This is a genomic window from Cyclobacteriaceae bacterium (assembly GCA_013141055.1).
Taxonomy (GTDB): Bacteria; Bacteroidota; Bacteroidia; order Cytophagales; family Cyclobacteriaceae; genus ELB16-189.
The window spans coordinates 641,269-657,133 of sequence record JABFRS010000002.1; the positions used below are offsets into that span (position 1 = coordinate 641,269).

General features: G+C 39.7%; 13 protein-coding genes. 10 read left to right on the forward strand and 3 right to left on the reverse strand.

Annotated features, from left to right (window positions below; translation table 11 throughout):
* Positions 1-8: 8 nt before the first annotated feature.
* Positions 9-2,081, reverse strand: coding sequence for a histidine kinase (locus HOP08_17350; GenBank protein ID NOT76697.1), 2,073 nt, complete (start codon positions 2,079-2,081; stop codon positions 9-11).
* A 231-nt stretch (positions 2,082-2,312) separates the two neighbouring features.
* On the opposite strand from HOP08_17350, the gene HOP08_17355 reads away from it, so the two are divergent.
* The 3 genes from HOP08_17355 (at position 2,313) to HOP08_17365 (ending at position 7,450) form a co-directional block, all read left to right on the forward strand.
* The gene (locus tag HOP08_17355; GenBank protein NOT76698.1) at positions 2,313-2,684 is read left to right on the forward strand and encodes a VOC family protein; all 372 of its coding nucleotides are present in this window, start codon (positions 2,313-2,315) and stop codon (positions 2,682-2,684) included.
* Between the two features lie 1,593 nt (positions 2,685-4,277).
* Entirely contained in the window at positions 4,278-6,683 is a 2,406-nt protein-coding gene (locus HOP08_17360; protein NOT76699.1) for a TonB-dependent receptor, read from the forward strand.
* A gap of 80 nt (positions 6,684-6,763) precedes the next feature.
* Entirely contained in the window at positions 6,764-7,450 is a 687-nt protein-coding gene (locus HOP08_17365; protein ID NOT76700.1) for a CPBP family intramembrane metalloprotease, read from the forward strand.
* A gap of 58 nt (positions 7,451-7,508) precedes the next feature.
* Here HOP08_17365 and HOP08_17370 read toward each other — a convergent pair whose 3' ends face one another.
* Positions 7,509-8,819, reverse strand: a complete 1,311-nt coding sequence (locus tag HOP08_17370; GenBank protein ID NOT76701.1) for a serine hydrolase — start codon at positions 8,817-8,819, stop codon at positions 7,509-7,511.
* 276 nt (positions 8,820-9,095) lie between these two features.
* Between HOP08_17370 and HOP08_17375 the strand changes: the two genes are divergently transcribed.
* The 7 genes from HOP08_17375 to HOP08_17405 all read left to right on the forward strand — a co-directional run bounded on the left by HOP08_17375 (position 9,096) and on the right by HOP08_17405 (position 15,296).
* Entirely contained in the window at positions 9,096-9,476 is a 381-nt protein-coding gene (locus HOP08_17375) for a hypothetical protein (GenBank protein NOT76702.1), read from the forward strand.
* A gap of 22 nt (positions 9,477-9,498) precedes the next feature.
* The gene (locus HOP08_17380) at positions 9,499-9,951 is read left to right on the forward strand and encodes a hypothetical protein (GenBank protein ID NOT76703.1); all 453 of its coding nucleotides are present in this window, start codon (positions 9,499-9,501) and stop codon (positions 9,949-9,951) included.
* A gap of 742 nt (positions 9,952-10,693) precedes the next feature.
* Positions 10,694-11,347 carry an ATP-binding cassette domain-containing protein gene (locus tag HOP08_17385; protein ID NOT76704.1) on the forward strand — a complete coding sequence of 218 codons (654 nt, stop codon included), beginning with the start codon at positions 10,694-10,696 and terminating at the stop codon, positions 11,345-11,347.
* A 623-nt stretch (positions 11,348-11,970) separates the two neighbouring features.
* Entirely contained in the window at positions 11,971-12,201 is a 231-nt protein-coding gene (locus HOP08_17390; protein NOT76705.1) for a hypothetical protein, read from the forward strand.
* Between the two features lie 4 nt (positions 12,202-12,205).
* On the forward strand, positions 12,206-12,760 hold the full coding sequence (locus HOP08_17395) for a hypothetical protein (GenBank protein ID NOT76706.1): 555 nt from the start codon (positions 12,206-12,208) through the stop codon (positions 12,758-12,760).
* A 387-nt stretch (positions 12,761-13,147) separates the two neighbouring features.
* A complete protein-coding gene (locus HOP08_17400) occupies positions 13,148-13,888 on the forward strand; it encodes a hypothetical protein (GenBank protein ID NOT76707.1) in 741 nt (246 codons plus the stop codon).
* Between the two features lie 667 nt (positions 13,889-14,555).
* Complete coding sequence (locus HOP08_17405) at positions 14,556-15,296, forward strand: hypothetical protein (GenBank protein ID NOT76708.1); 741 nt, start codon at positions 14,556-14,558, stop codon at positions 15,294-15,296.
* 5 nt (positions 15,297-15,301) lie between these two features.
* Here HOP08_17405 and HOP08_17410 read toward each other — a convergent pair whose 3' ends face one another.
* Positions 15,302-15,646 (reverse strand): hypothetical protein, encoded by a 345-nt coding sequence (locus HOP08_17410; protein ID NOT76709.1) that lies wholly within the window; start codon positions 15,644-15,646, stop codon positions 15,302-15,304.
* Positions 15,647-15,865: the final 219 nt, after the last annotated feature.

Genomic DNA, 15,865 nt, shown 5'->3' on the forward strand with positions numbered 1-15,865 from the left:
GCCCAATATTAGCGAAACAACTTTGGAAGATAAATAGTCACGAGTACGCCGCGTCCTTCCGGGTTCTTTGAAATGTTAAACCTCGCATTGGATTTTACTTTGATACCCAGCAGGTAGAGCCGGTCTTTGATGATCCCGGTAGCGCGTGAAATATGTTCGTTATTATCCGTGACGACACTTTCCATGCCTTTGCCATTATCCGTTACCGTAATGCACAGCTCATCTGCTATTTCACTGAAACGGACAATCAACCTTCCCTTAATGTCTGTGCCGGTAAAGCCATGTTCGATGCTGTTCTCAATAAACGGCTGAATGATCATCGGCGGGATGAGCAGCTCATGGATCTCCAAAGAGGGTGCAACATCAATGGTGAAATCAAATGATTCAGCAGTCCGGTTCTTCTGTATCTGGAGATATTGCTGAAGGTATTCGATCTCCTCTTCAATGGTAATGTACTCTTGATACGTACTCTCCAGTGTCTTGCGCATCACATTACCAAACTGGCTGATATGAGTGGCAAGGGTTAACCCATCGTTGGTTTTTATAGCGTGCTGCTGCAATGATGTCAGGGCATTGAAAAAGAAATGAGGGTTCATGCGCGCACGATTGAGGCGTTGCTCCGCTTCCATCATGGCCTGTTTTTGTTGCAATGCTCGTTGCCGGAGCAGAAGCCAGACACCGCCGCCGGCAAGGATCATAAAAATTGCCAGCGATGCGATAAGCCTGTTCCCCTGTCGCAACTTCAATGATTGAATGATCCCTCGCTGAGTGAGGTTGTTGATCTCCTTATCTTTTAATTCTACATCGTATTGCGTTTTCAATTCTTCAATACGGGAGTAGTTCTCTTCACTGACGAGACTGTCCTTAATGGCAATATGTTTTTTATAATAATCATAAGCCTTTGCGGTGTTGCCTGTTTCCTCGTTCAGCTCTGATAATATTTTGTAGGCATTGAGAATGGATACTTTGCGTTCGGATTGCAGACAAAGTTTCAATGCTTCTTCTGCCTGGGTCAACGCCTCCCGACTCCTCCCCGACATTTGCAATAAATTGGCCCTGGACAACATAGCAGATGCCTGGTGACGAATGAGATTGGCACTTTTCGCATACGCAATGGACTTGCCGATCAGGATCAATGAGGTATCGATCTTCACCTCTGAAAAATTGATCGCCATGATGTTGTAAGCGCTGCTCAACAGTTCGGGGTAGTCAGATTTCACACCATGAGCAATGGCTTTTTTCAAAAACCAGTTAGAGCTGTCCAGTTGGTTTTCGTCATTATAGAATATCCCAAGGTTGTATGCAGATGTGCCGGAAGTTCTTTCATCGTTGAGCAGCAACGTAGTCTCGTATGATTTTATCATGAACTTTTTTGCAAGTAAATGATAGCGATCACGATCATTCTGGGTACCGAGATTATTGTTGGGTGATGACAGGTCGGCGTAAATGGTGCTGAGCGGTGTATAGACTTTGTTTTTAAGAGTAACGTCGTTCAAGGCTTCGGCAATGCGCAATGCATCGAGACCATATCGAAGGGCGGTGGAAAAATCTCCCAGCTGATGATAGGTGTTGGCCAATGCTGCATTCAGGGCACTTTTTATTTCACGGGCCCTCCTGTCGTCGATTGTCGCGATGGATTCAATACCTTCTTTGAGACTGGCGACGGCAAGAGAGAATTGCTGGAACTTTCTATACACCAGGCCATTGGCGAGATAATGAAGAGCGATACACTGATTGCATTTAATTTCATCTGCGGCATTGAGAGCAATGGAGCTGAGACGAAAAAATTCTGCTGAATCTTTTGACGAGATGATCTGTATTTTATAAAAATCAGAAAGAGCACTAAGCTGGAGATCGTTATTATTTTTTAATACTGACTGAAGCTTTGATTGATACGGTGCAATGGAATCCGGTTGTGAAGCGATGAAGAAGCGGAAGCATAGTTCTTCGAGGACTCTGGCTTCCCTGCCGGCATCATGACTTTTTCCAATGAGCTGGCGGAGACTATCAACACGAGAATTCTGTGCAAAGCAAACATGGCTCAGGATTGTGAGTGCCAGAAAAAGTGTTGAGGTTTTCATTTAGGTTGACCTAAATATATCTTATTGCTTTGAAAAAAATACAGGACTACGGATTTACGGATAGAAAAGCCTTTGATTTGAGAGCACGGTTTATTTGTAGATATGTATAATCGATGGCTCTGAACTTAAGGCCCAACGGGTCGAAATTTATTAGCCTGGCTGAAGGCCAGGGTTTACGATGCCGGATGGTTTTTCTTTTATTATCTTGGTCCTATACGAAACATAGATCTTATGCCATCATTCCTGGGACTTCGCACATTGATTTATAAAGTACCGGATCTTGCTGCGGCGAAGTCGTGGTACACCAAGATCTTTGAAACACCGCCGTATTTTGATGAGCCGTTTTATGTTGGATTTAATGTCGGCGGATATGAATTCGGATTGCAGCCAATGGATGACGGGATTATTATTCCGACCGGCGACCGGATCTCAACATATTGGGGAGTTGGTGATGTGCAGAAGGTATATGATGGATTACTGGCTGCCGGAGCAACACCTTTTGAGGAGCCAGCCAATGTCGGAGGTGACATTGTGGTAGCGGCGGTAAAAGATCCGTGGGGAAATGTGATGGGGATAATTTATAATCCTCATTTTAAGTTGTGAGTTCCTTAACAATAGCGTTTGCTTTGGAAATGAATGCAGGCGTGACCATGTAGCCTTAGTGCTAGATGGCGGATGCGGTTAAAGCTGCGGAAGCATAACCAAGTGCGTTTGCTTTGAAACTCAAATAAAATTGTTCATCATATTGTTGCGTACCTACGGCACGCTGGTCGAACTAAACATAATCTTTCTACAAAGATTGGGTCCCGCTGGGACCAGTATCTACCTACATTTCACATTGGGTTATTAATGGTCGTGTATCAAAATCACCTATGACATCTCTCATTGCCGTTAGTTAACTGTCCTGGAGGGACCAAATATTTGTAGTCAACATCATCAGAATTTACACCGGCGTGCCGTAGGTACGCAACATTTTTTTTTATGAAGACATTGCAACCGATGAATTGGATAGCCCACGGTTTTAACCATGGGCTATAAATTGATATCAATACCGGTAACCATTTCTAATGGTTTTCTAAACGCAGACTAATTTTGAAACCATTAAAATGGTTGGAGTGATAATACCCTATCATCACCCCACGGTTAAAACCGTGGGCTTATAGAATTCATCAGCGTAGCTGATCATCCGTGTCCCTGTAGCACTAAGGCTACCCTGCAGCACTAGGGCTACAGGGTGGCCATTGTTCCCTCTTTGTTTTTTCTGACCTTGTTTTCATATGCCGTTTGTTTTTCATGCCCCAAATATGAAACCGCCGCAAAACCAAAATGTCACGAACTGTTAGAAACTGTTAAGAACTGTTACGAAACTACACGAACACTCACGATCTGTTACAAACTGTTAAGAACTGTCACGATCTGTTAGAAACTGTTAAGAAACTGACCGCCTCGTCCGGAAGCGGGCGACAAACGCTCCAAAAACGCAGGGATTTTAGTGCCCATCAGCGTAGCTGATAATCCGTGTCCCTGTAGCACTTTAAGGCTTCAGGACACACGGTTCCGTTTTAGCTTTTCAGATGTAGATTGATATTGGGCCATACCAAACTCTACCCCAAAACCTTCAAATCAACCCAAAATCGCCATTTTTGACCCCCCACCTCCAAATTCATACCCTCTTTTCTTCGTTTTTAGCCCAATTTGAGGGTTTTGGAGGGTGTTTCTCGAACGTTTCTCGGACATTCCTCGGACTTTTCAGCTACCATTGCATGCTTTCTCTGATGTTTCTCTGATCGCTCTCTGATGATTCTCTGATAAAAACGCTGGATTCTCTGATAAATCTCTGATTCATCCCGGATCACTCTCGGTTAAATGCCTGTATTTTACCTTTCAGTCTCTGATACTTCTCTGATTCGCCTCTGATCACTCTCTGTTGTTTCTCTGATTCATGTCGGATTCATGTCGGATTCATCTCTGACTCCTCTCGGTTGCCTGCCTTACTCCTCTCTGATTCAAGACTGATCCTTGCCCATCCTTACCCAGACTCTATTCAGATCCTACCCAGTCTCTATTCAGAGTCTATCCCTATTCCAGTCGGTTCTCTGTTTCTGATTCAGGTCTCAAAAAAAAATTCCTCTCTTTCATTCCACAAATTCAAATGTTCACAGATCTGACACCACCTTTATGGTCTGAACGCTAATGATGAGAAAGATTAGTCTGGTATTATTACTTGCAGCGGTAGTCACGGTTGGCTACAGCCAGGTTTCAAAAGTGACCCTTTCGGGTGTGGTGAAAGAGAAGAGCTCAGGCGTGGTACTTCCCTATGTGAATGTTCTTTTGAAGAATGAGTCCGACAGTGCCTTCGTTACCGGAACGATCAGTGACAGCGAAGGTCGCTTTGTGATCGTTACCAAACCGGGGAACTACATCCTTGATTTTTCCTTTGTAGGCTACACGCGTGTGATTCAACCTGTACTGGTTGGAAAGCTGAGTGAGTACCTCGATGCGGGGATGATTGAAATGGCTGAGAGTGCAACAGCGCTGAATGAAGTAATCGTTACCGGAAAGGCGGATGAAGTTTCAGAAAGCCTGGATAAAAAAACTTTTTCAGTGGCCGATAATATCAATCAAAGCGGTGGATCCTTGCTTCAGGTTATGCAAAATCTTCCGGGCGTTACGATCGAACAGGACGGAACTGTACGTCTTCGCGGCAACGATCGTGTAGCAGTACTGATCGACGGCAAGCAAACAGCGTTGACAGGTTTTGGCAATCAAAGAGGACTTGATAATATTCCTGCTTCGTCCATTGAGAAAGTTGAAGTGATCAACAATCCATCTTCGAAGTATGACGCCAATGGAAACGCGGGTATCATCAACATCATTTATAAAAAAGAAGTTAAAGAAGGATTCAATGGAAAGGTGGGATTAGCCGTTGGTGCCGGCGCATGGTGGGTGAAGCAGGAGAACTATCCTACTATAAGGCCGCAGTACACCATGACACCGAAGATCAATCCATCGTTGTCATTGAACTACCGTAAGAAGAAAGTCAATATTTTCCTGCAGGCTGATAATCTCTACACGCACACCCTGAACAAGAATGAATTTGTTGACCGGTATTATGATAACGGCGATACCGTACGACAGCAAACGGTGCGCAACCGCGACACCAACATCATTACCGGAAAAACAGGTTTCGACTGGTATGTTGACGATCATAATACCATCACCGTATCCGGTTTGTTCAGCAGTGAAAAGATTCTCGATCATGGTGATGAACCGTTCTTTAACGGAAGGCTTTCTGAACGAACACGGCTCTGGCGTTTTCTTGAAGATGAATTAAAGACTACGGTGACGGCTACAGCGGCATGGCAGCACAAGTTCAAGCAGCCCGGCCGAACTTTGAATACAGGATTCAACTATACCTTTCATCGTGAGGATGAAAAATACTTCTTTGAAAACATACTCCCGACTTACACCGGACTGGATTCATTCAAGCTGTTGTCGGACGAGCATGTCTATGATTTTAATCTCGACTATGTACAACCATTGCGATACGGACGCTTCGAGACAGGTGTGAAATTCCGCAGAAGATACATTCCTACCAACATGCAGTTCATTCCAGGACTGAACTCACCACTGGATTCAGCTGCGGGTGGATGGGCGAATTACAGCGAGACCATTCCTGCAGTCTATGGAACGTATGTTTATGAAAGTCAGAAGGTAGAACTGGAGGCGGGACTTCGTGTGGAATATGTGGAGATCTACTATTCCGTTAATCCCACCCACCCTACTTATAAGAGTGACGGATACAATTATACTCAGCCCTTTCCGAATTTCAGGTTTGCCTACAAGATCAACTCCAATAATATTCTTTCAGTATTTTATAATCGCAGAGTGGACAGGCCGAATGAAGTGGACATCCGGATCTTTCCAAAGTATGATGATGCGGGAATTATTAAAGTCGGTAACCCGGGATTGCGGCCGATGTTCACCAACTCATTTGAACTGGGCTATAAAACAAACCGGACCAACGGATATTTATACACGGCTTTGTATTACCGGCAGATGGAAGCCACCATCACGCGAATAGGAAGTGTGGTGCCTGGCAGCAACCTCATCTATAATATCTTTCAAAACGCAGGCAACAGTTCGATGGCAGGAGTTGAGATCATCTTTTCACAGAACATAGAAAAATGGGCGACGATCAATCTTAATCTGAATGGCTATCAGAATAAGATTGAAGGTTTTACGGTTACGAATAAATATCCGTCGGAAAATACATTCACGGCGGCAAGACAGCAGATACTATCAGGTAGTGTGAAGCTGAATGGGTTGATACACTTCAAGGGAGGTATTGATTTTCAGTTGACGGGCGTATACCTGGCACCGGACGTGATACCACAGGGAAAGATCTATTCACGATTCAATCTGGACATCGGAGTAAAGAAGACGATACAGAATGGCAAGGGTGAAATATTCCTGAATGCAACGGACATTGCCAATACGTTGAGGGTCAAACGAGATGTTCAGGGTGATGGCTTCCGATATACCAGCACGGATTTTTATGAAACGCAGGTGATACGGACTGGTTATAATTTCAAATTCTAAATAAGCTCGAATATGTGGTGGATCTTTGCACGTTGATCATTACGGGAGTATTTGTGCTGCTTTAATCTACCTTTGCCACAATGGCCGGCATCTTAGTTGAGGTAATAGTATCCTGGATATTACTCTGGGTTGTCTGCAAAGAACATCTGCCTGCGTTGGGGATTACGCCCACAAGATTCAGAATGATTCATCTTTTTGGAGGGTTGCTGGTGGCAGCGGCGTGTTGTGCGGCGTATGAAATCATGACAACGGCATTTGGCAACAATCAATGGATATTAAATAGTGAGATAACCGGGTCTGCAATTCTGGAAGGCTCGAGATACACGCTGGTCTCCGTTTTATATGAAGAGCTGATCTTCAGGGGAGCTTTGCTGTATATCGCTATAAAAAAACTTGGTGTAACGAAGGCGTGCTTTCTCTCAGCAAGCTGTTTTGGAATTTACCACTGGTTTACGTTCAATACGTTGGGAAATCCGGTGATGATGGTGATTACTTTTCTGATGACAGGTATTGCAGGACTCGCCTGGGCTTTTGCTTTTGCCAAAACAGGTTCTATGTATTTACCGATGGGTCTGCACCTGGGATGGAACCTGTGCAATATGGTTTTGTTTTCAAGCGGGTCTTCTGTTCAATCAATTCTCGTACGGGCTAATGAGAACAAGGCACAGGGGGTTACTTCATTATTTATTTTTCTGTTTCAGGTTTTGGCGCTGCCGCTGATTACGTACTGGTATTTGAAGAGAGGGATTGGTGAAAAGCTCCGTTAGGAGCGCCCTGTTCCTAAGAGTCACTTCAGGATCTTCAATTGAGCGAAGATGTGATTTATTATTCAATCCTCTTGCACTCTTTACTTTCACCATCCGCTACCCAGTAAACGAGATTATCTTTCAACTTAAGCGAAACACCATACAATCTTAAGAAAAGACCATTCTCTTTTAATGGTATTAACTCGTGCGCAGTTTTGCTATTGTTATATTTGAAGTATAAGGTATTTTGTGATTCATAAATCGAAAAGGCAGTAGCAGCATCCAGTTGGAATTTCCCCACCCATTTCTGTTTGCTGGAATTCCCAATTTTCTGGGTATTTCTGATTTCGGGCTCTTCATAATCTTTGCCATAATAGATGGCTGCGAGATCCTTTTTCATCCTGTTAAAAACATAGCTTTCTATGTTGCCCAGGTAAATAATCATTAGCCCATCTTTTAGATAATAGGAAGTATAGGCAATAAAGCCGTCGGTTCTGCCCGACTGTTCAATCAAATCATATCCAAAATAATTTCTTGAAGCCCATCCGTATAGCGCTTTACGAATGTCGAATACCCTTGACGAAAAGACCTGATTTGTCCATTTATATATGTCGTGAGACGTGGAACTTAGAAAACCACTGCCGATTAAATTCTCAATAAAGTAGGGAGCTACTTTCTCTGTTTCACGATTGTGCATTATTTTATATCCTGCTGCGCTGCCCGCTTTTTCATAATCAGCAAAATGGTCGATAGAGGTATTAAGCAAACCCTGGGGCTTTAGTATTTGGTCCTGAAGGAGTAATTCAAATTTTTTATTTTTAACTAGTTCCGCAATATATGCCAGCAAGGTATAGCCTGAATTAGAATAACTATTTGCAGAACCAGGCGGAAAATCCAAAGGTTTGTCTTTAAACAAATTTACCATTTCACTCAACTTCATGGGTGCCTTCATCTTCTCCGCAAAATCAGGAAATGAAGCATAGTCGGGTATTCCAGAACGGTGTCGCAATAAATGTTCAATCGTAATCTTATTACCGTTTGGGTACCCTGGAATAAATTTAGTTACGGTATCCTTAAACGTCAGCAACCCCTCCTCTACCAATTGAGTGATGATAGCGGCGGTAAATGTTTTAGTTATCGATGATATCCTGAAACGGGTATCGATAGTGTTTAATTTCTTTGCAGAAGCATTTCCATAAGCTTTCTGAAACAGAATGGAATCTTTTTTTGCTATCAGAACTGTGCCTGAAAAGTCATTATTCTTTACATGCTGAAGAATGTAATTGTCAAATGATTTCGTCAATTCCTTTCGTACTGTCGGCTGGGAAATAGAGCCAGCGGATATTAACAATGCAGGGAATAAAATTTTAACTGTTTTGATTATATCCATTACTCCTGTTTTAATGCATCGGGTTGCCATCGAACAAAAAACCCACGCTCATACTTCAATACTAAATTGATTTAGTAATAAAAGCTATCCCCATTGTGTTGGATACTTGAAAAATCCCCCAATCTGTTTTTAAAGAAACCCCTGAAAATTGAGAACACGCTTTGCACAAACATGTCCTTCGGGTGCGAGACCAATTTGATTGTATGGAAAACAGAAGCGTGGAAATACAATTTTTCGGGACTTCACGAATTAATTTGTGTTATAACGGTTTACAAAATGGCTACTCTCAAAGAAAAGTTAGTACGTCTAATGCATGGTGGAAACATTCCACTGATTGCAACGCAAGAAAAAGTAAGTTTTCCTTTGATCGAACGGATGTATAAGAAGATGAAACTCGGAATAATGTTTCCAACCATACGCATTCATGAAAATGCTATCATTGAAGGTCATCATCGCTATCTTGCATCGCTTCTTGCAGAATGTGAAGTCGAACGAGGGCAAGGAATACGACCATTAGTAAAACAGGATATACATTGGTGCAATGTTCAACTATTGGAAGAAGACTATTACACAGATACTAAAATCAAGATTTTGAATGATGACGATGCAAAATATCTGAGCATAAGCGTTGAGGCATTACTTGAAAAAATAAAATAAATTTCTACGTACCTTTGCTAACATGTTGGTTTTTCTTGACATCGATGGTGTTATGGTTCCAGCTAAAGGCTGGAAAACTCCAGAATTGCTGGAAGATGGATTTCCTGTGTTTACCCAGGAGTCTACCACTGCATTGAAGAGTCTTCTTTCATCAGAAACGCGGGTTATTCTCAGCACTAGTCATCGGTACAGGTATTCCGTTACTCAATGGAAACAAATATTTGAGAAACGTGGTCTTCGAATTACAAGGCTGGGGCGACTTGCATCTGCGGCTACACCTTCAAAAAGAAAAGATGAAATTCAAGGGTGGTTTAACTCGCACCCTATTCCTAAAGAATTTATCATTCTTGATGACGACAAGTCGTTGCATTCATTACCTGAGTCACTTAAGAATCATTGGGTTGAAACTCCTTCGTTGGTGGGACTTACAACCAAGAATCTGAAGGAGGCAATTTCTCAGTTGGCACTTTCATAGTTTAATCTACCGTAAGCAGGTCCTCCAGGATTATTAGCCCACTGATCCTGAAACGTTACAACCTTACATGTACTTGGTATATCGAAATCCGTAAAATGACGCGCTATAGAATATGGAGTTCTTCTAAAGCCCAGATAGACGTCAACACAAGCAGCAAAAATTATCAATGACAATAGCAATAATTTTTTCATACCTGTCTCAACGTGAATTTTACCGGGCTTTAATTTTATTCTTTAGGCAATTTTCGAAGATTATTGCCTCTTACTCTCCGTAAAGAATCTTCACGTTTCATATTGTAGCTCACTTCAATACTAGCTAAAGATAAGTAAAACAGGCCGCTCTATTTAGTTGCAACAAGTTACTTATACAATCCCTAACAGACAGAGACTTTTTGAGAATTATTCCTTTATAGAATTATGGTACAATCCTTGCCTCACAGGGATATGCGCAGAATTGAAATTGCATTATTATGCTATCGCTATATCGCGGTGCCTTCCATTGTTACTTCTCTTATAATTTCGCTTCATCTTCTATATTCACAAAATCCTTACTTCCTTCTTTTCGCGATTGTTGAAAAGGCAGTGACAACAGCCCTTCTTGTCTCATACATTTTAATTTTCAGATCAGACCGGTTTTACTTCTTTCACAACGCCGGCTTTAGCATTTATCTAATCTGCGGATCAATCGTCCTCGTTGACTTATTCATTGCAGCTATATTTTTCAGTCTAAGCATGATTATTTTATGAACGTCCTTGAATTTGACAGCCTGCATCTTGAATTCGGAATGAGACGCGTACTTTCTTCCATTTATATGAAATGCGAGACAGGAAAGATCACCGCTTTGCTTGGTCGAAATGGCTCAGGGAAATCGTGTCTTATGAAAATTGTATTCGGCTCCATGAGTGCTGAGCACAAATCCATACGAATCAACGGAGTTCCATTGATTGGAAATCATCTAAGTAAACAATTGATCTCCTATCTTCCGCAAGGACATTTTATTCCGGATTTTATAAGCATCAGAAAAGCTTTCGAGTTGTTTCAGGTCAGGACAGATGTTATACAGGATTCTTTTGCCGATATTCAGGACCTTTCAACAAAAAAGGCAGGGGAGCTTTCCTTCGGTCAGCTACGGCTTCTTGAGGTGTGTCTTATGTTGTATTCACCTCACCCCTTCTGCATTCTGGACGAACCATTTTCCGGCATGGCGCCGCTGCAAATAGAAAAACTTCAGACACTCATAAAAGCGGCCAGTATCCATAAAGGAATTCTGATCACGGATCACCTTCATGAGCAGGTGCGATCTATTGCTGACAATGTATATGTATTAAGCAATGGAGCAACGCATCTGATTAAGGAGCGGGAAGAACTGGTAAGATTCGGGTATCTGAGTACCTGAAAACCAGTGAAGGTCAGGCAATGTGTGATATGCTTGTAGCTTCAGACGGAGACCTGTTGAGTGAAATTTCTACCGGGTTGTTGTCCTCGTTAATGATAACAATTCGCAGTCCTTTATTTTGGAAGTGATTACAGTATAGGTTCTAATGTAATTGAAGCAGGAATATTCAAGGAATCTTTAGCCTTTTGGAATTCAATCTTTCCTAGCGGTCCGATAAGTCGTTTGTCTTTATGAACTACTATCCAATAGTACGTAGAATCAAAACCAGATTTGGTGCTTCTTGCGTTGATCTTCACCATCACCGTTTACTGTCTGGTCTGGCAAGTACACGGGTTAACATGGCAACGGGTTAAGATTATGTTCGTGCTGAATGATTGAGTTATTACCCAACCCTTACTAACGAATGAATCTAATGCAATCTCTAATGCAGATGTACTGCTGTAATCTTCCAACTTAATGACCTTTACCAGTGATTCAATTGGCAATACTGGTCGTCCTTTCTCTTTTCTTTTCATTCCTATAAATACTCAAGAATGTGCATAGATTGTTAAGAAGATGTGCGTCAATCCATCCAAAAGGCTCATAGTGAACTTATATTTGCCATACAACTAAACAATTAACAAATGGAAAATACAGATGATTTAAAAGGTAAAAGCTTCGATTCAATCAATTCAATCTTAGCGAATAGCTTAGATTCTAATGCACTTCTTTCAACCTGCTTGGATGTATTAATAGCCGTTCATAATGATGGTAAAACAGAAGAAGAAAAGGCAGCTTACTTCAAGAAAATCAATGAGAAATTAGCTGAGCACAGGAAAGAAGCTAACTTGAATTTAATACCAGTAAAAAAGTAACATTATGAATGACCTTATTTCAACCATTGCAATTTGTGTACAGGCTGCTGGGTCTATTGCACTATTTATTATAATTCAACGTCAGAATAGATTTTTCAAAACTCAGATAAATGTGCAGGAAGGTATTATTAATAGTATGAAAACCTATTCCAGTCTTATCGATGTCGAAGAGTTGAAAAAATTTGTTGATCTATCCAAACAAACTATGAGAATGGAAACTGACAAAGAAAAGGTAGAATTACAGACAAAGGTTAATGAAGTAGAAAAAGAACTTAAAGAAAAGACTTCTTCACACAATGTAAAATACGAATCAATTGTTGTCGCATTTGGATTGTTGATAGTAAGAACTCTTACAAGGGAAAGAAGACAAATTTATATTAATAATTATCCCGATCATAAAAAGGATTTAGTAAGCATCGTCAATAAATTTGAAATGTACATTGAATCAGAAGGTAAAGATCTCTCCTTGGAAAGTAAATTGGATGTTGCATTAAAACAAACAGAGAAAGCATTAGATATGTTAAGTCCAAAGATAGTTTCAGCCGTTATAAATCCTTAATTAATCCTTTTCTGATAATCATTACCAGACAACGGCAAAGGATTATCTTCCAAATACTTTAATTTCTGTTCAACAGTTTTCTTATAGGCCTTATCCTTTCGGAGAAAATAGATTGAACTGATTATTGTACCTGATACAATGTCTTTCAGAATCATAATCTAAAGTTATGAAAGGTTATTAATATTCCGTTTTCGATATTGTACGGAAAACCAGATAGAGTCACATTACTTAATTAACCCAATTAGTACATTATCAAGTAACTTATAAGAACTACTATGAACAGGCTTATATTCCATTGGCTGAATGTCAAAGCCAAAATTACTTGATTATTTCTTTAATAAGACTTTCCGTTATTACTTATCTTAGTAAACTAATCCATATAACTGTATGAGTATTGAACAAGAGAAACCAAAGGCGTGGTATGAGAATAAACACTTTTTACCAGTTGTCATTAAAGGGATTGTTATCCTTTGGCTTTTGAATATGATTGCTTTTATTAATATGGATAATACGACACGGGGAACGTTCGGAGATATGTTTGGGGTTGTTAACTCTTTATTTTCTGGTGGTGCTTTGGCAGGTATTATCTATACAATCCTATTACAACAAAAGGAAATGAGCACACAAAGTGCAGAGTTTAAAAAGCAAAGTGAGTTGATGGATAAACAGAACTTTGAAACAACGCTATTTAATATGCTTTATAGCTTCGAGGAAACTAAAAGAAACTTTGACGGTTCAATGAATAATGTAATGAATACTTTAATTGAAGAAGTATTAAAGAAAACAGAGGGTGTTACGGACGCTGATTTAGATACTTTTATGGACAATTTTACAAGGCATTTTGACATCCCATCTTATCAGAATTCACAATATGTATTCAAACAGTTTTGCTTGATATTGAACTTTATAAACTCTGCTAAGGTCGAGAACAAAGCCGTTTACTTTGATATAACACGGTCAAAGCTATATGCACGGGACATAAAAATATTATTTCATTTCTATCACTTTTACCCCGCAACTTATTATGCACCAATAAAGGACTTAAATGTATTTGATGATACTTTTATTAATGAATACTTTTTTCCTTCCCATATTGAGTTAGTAAAGAAATATTCCCTTCAAAAGTAAGCCTATACAACATTCCAAAATTATTATATTGATCCTTTATCCTCTCTTGCAAGGATAAATTAAATTCTTTAACCGCTTCTGGTATTTTTCCGAGTGATAAGCACTTAGAGGACTACCTGCGTTTATATAGAATAGGCAATTGTTCAGTATCTTCTTCAACTCATCTTTTCCTTTCATGATTCATAGGATCATTTTTATAAAAATGATTTTCAAACTTCTCCCTATATCCCATTTCCTTAATGATTCCTCTTTTAATTAAGATTTCCTTCAATTATTAGCCATTGTAATAATAGCACACTGCATATATTTTCATTGTGCAGTCGGTCGCACAGGTCTTTCAGTTGTCTTATTTGCTCTTTCATTATGATCATCCTTCTTCCAGTATCTACTTATTTATTTCGTCTAATACCATACTCTTTACTTTAATTCTTCCTACTTCCTTTAGGTTATTTATTTCATATTCAATAAGTACTTTCAGGTCGTAAACCCTTGCCTGTTTCGCTATCTGCATTTTTGTTTGCTCATCATCATCCGCAAGTAATTGGAACATTGAAGGACTTACTGATTAAATTATTAATCTTCACTGAGTACGGAATTTCAATAAGTAAATCATCAGCTTTAATAATATTCCCGTGTATCTTTATTGACCCTAACTAATAAAACTTGAATGATACCAAAAGCTGCTTGGAAGGAGTTAATAGATTATTTAACTGAAGTAACAACTAACCCTATGGACTTTGCACTTACAGGAAAAAGGCAAGATGCTGTGTTCGAAATTCGATATAGAGAAACTAAGTTTATTTTCAGTATACGCTGTGTAGTTGAGAATGTAGATACTTTTTACTTTCATACTGAGTATACTAGATTTCCAACATTGGAAATGAAACCCTTTACTTCCAATTTGGATATAAACAGATTAAAATTGATCTATCAAGATTGGCTAAGAAATATAAATGCTTTCTTGGACGATAATAATCAACCACTTATTAAGTTTAAAACAATATATGCTCCACCCTCAATAAGATTCTCAAAGAGTAAGAAAACTAATTTCAAATTGGCCGGGAGATCGTTTGAATACTCAACCACTGTGGTAAGGACTACTTTATCAACTTTATTTCTTTTGATTGTTAGCGCAATTGGTATTGCTTACAACCTTGGCAAAGATAACGGAGAATCTTCCACCGATATGGTAAAACAATTGAAGTTAGATAAGGAAAGTATTTCCGATAAATTAGACATTGCCAAAAGATCAATTGAAGTTAAAGACTCTTTAATAACTACTATGCAATTAGCCCAGAAGAATTTGAATTCTGTGATTCTTGAAAGGAATAAAACTATACATTCTCAAGATTCTATAAATGGAATTCTGAAGAATGCACTGAAGGAAAAGAGCAATAAGGTCAAGTGAAGGTTCTAAATCTTTAACTGACCTTCTTTGCATTGGTAATCATGAAAGTTCAGCTTAACTCTATTTGCCTCAATCGCTACATCCTTTGTTACTTGCTCAACTGTCCATCCGGGATTTAGATCAATTCCTTGCGACACATTCTTAGCATAGTTTTGTAATCCATCCTTCATATGATGGACTAATTTATAACGAGTTTCATAATTGTCATTAATTTGAATCTCATCTGAGGTACCAGAACGAGAAGTTGCCCAATCATCCCTTTGTTTGAGAATGTCATCTAACTCTATTTGTAAAGCCTTTAAAACCTTTCCTACAGGTTCCATAATTGTTTCAATTTCTTGATTTGTCATAATGTTAATTTTTACAAAGGAATAGCTTTATAAATGATTGAGCAACACACGAATACCGCCACGCTTATATACAGCTTTTGTGAAAATATTTACAGGTAATAACTGCATCTTCCCCCAGTCTCAGAGCACTTTCCCCCTGTGGTTGAAAACGGTTTCTTGCAAGCCCTACACTTGGATTTTTCTCGATTAATAACAAGAGTAAACGCACTTTCCGCAAGT

What these genes read in the sequence shown, in the direction of transcription:
- HOP08_17350 (NOT76697.1), bottom strand. Translation starts at nt 2,081, where the DNA reads ATGAAAACCTCAACACTTTTTCTGGCACTCACAATCCTGAGCCATGTT.
- HOP08_17355 (NOT76698.1), top strand. Translation starts at nt 2,313, where the DNA reads ATGCCATCATTCCTGGGACTTCGCACATTGATTTATAAAGTACCGGAT.
- HOP08_17360 (NOT76699.1), top strand. Translation starts at nt 4,278, where the DNA reads ATGAGAAAGATTAGTCTGGTATTATTACTTGCAGCGGTAGTCACGGTT.
- HOP08_17365 (NOT76700.1), top strand. Translation starts at nt 6,764, where the DNA reads ATGGCCGGCATCTTAGTTGAGGTAATAGTATCCTGGATATTACTCTGG.
- HOP08_17370 (NOT76701.1), bottom strand. Translation starts at nt 8,819, where the DNA reads ATGGATATAATCAAAACAGTTAAAATTTTATTCCCTGCATTGTTAATA.
- HOP08_17375 (NOT76702.1), top strand. Translation starts at nt 9,096, where the DNA reads ATGGCTACTCTCAAAGAAAAGTTAGTACGTCTAATGCATGGTGGAAAC.
- HOP08_17380 (NOT76703.1), top strand. Translation starts at nt 9,499, where the DNA reads ATGTTGGTTTTTCTTGACATCGATGGTGTTATGGTTCCAGCTAAAGGC.
- HOP08_17385 (NOT76704.1), top strand. Translation starts at nt 10,694, where the DNA reads ATGAACGTCCTTGAATTTGACAGCCTGCATCTTGAATTCGGAATGAGA.
- HOP08_17390 (NOT76705.1), top strand. Translation starts at nt 11,971, where the DNA reads ATGGAAAATACAGATGATTTAAAAGGTAAAAGCTTCGATTCAATCAAT.
- HOP08_17395 (NOT76706.1), top strand. Translation starts at nt 12,206, where the DNA reads ATGAATGACCTTATTTCAACCATTGCAATTTGTGTACAGGCTGCTGGG.
- HOP08_17400 (NOT76707.1), top strand. Translation starts at nt 13,148, where the DNA reads ATGAGTATTGAACAAGAGAAACCAAAGGCGTGGTATGAGAATAAACAC.
- HOP08_17405 (NOT76708.1), top strand. Translation starts at nt 14,556, where the DNA reads ATGATACCAAAAGCTGCTTGGAAGGAGTTAATAGATTATTTAACTGAA.
- HOP08_17410 (NOT76709.1), bottom strand. Translation starts at nt 15,646, where the DNA reads ATGACAAATCAAGAAATTGAAACAATTATGGAACCTGTAGGAAAGGTT.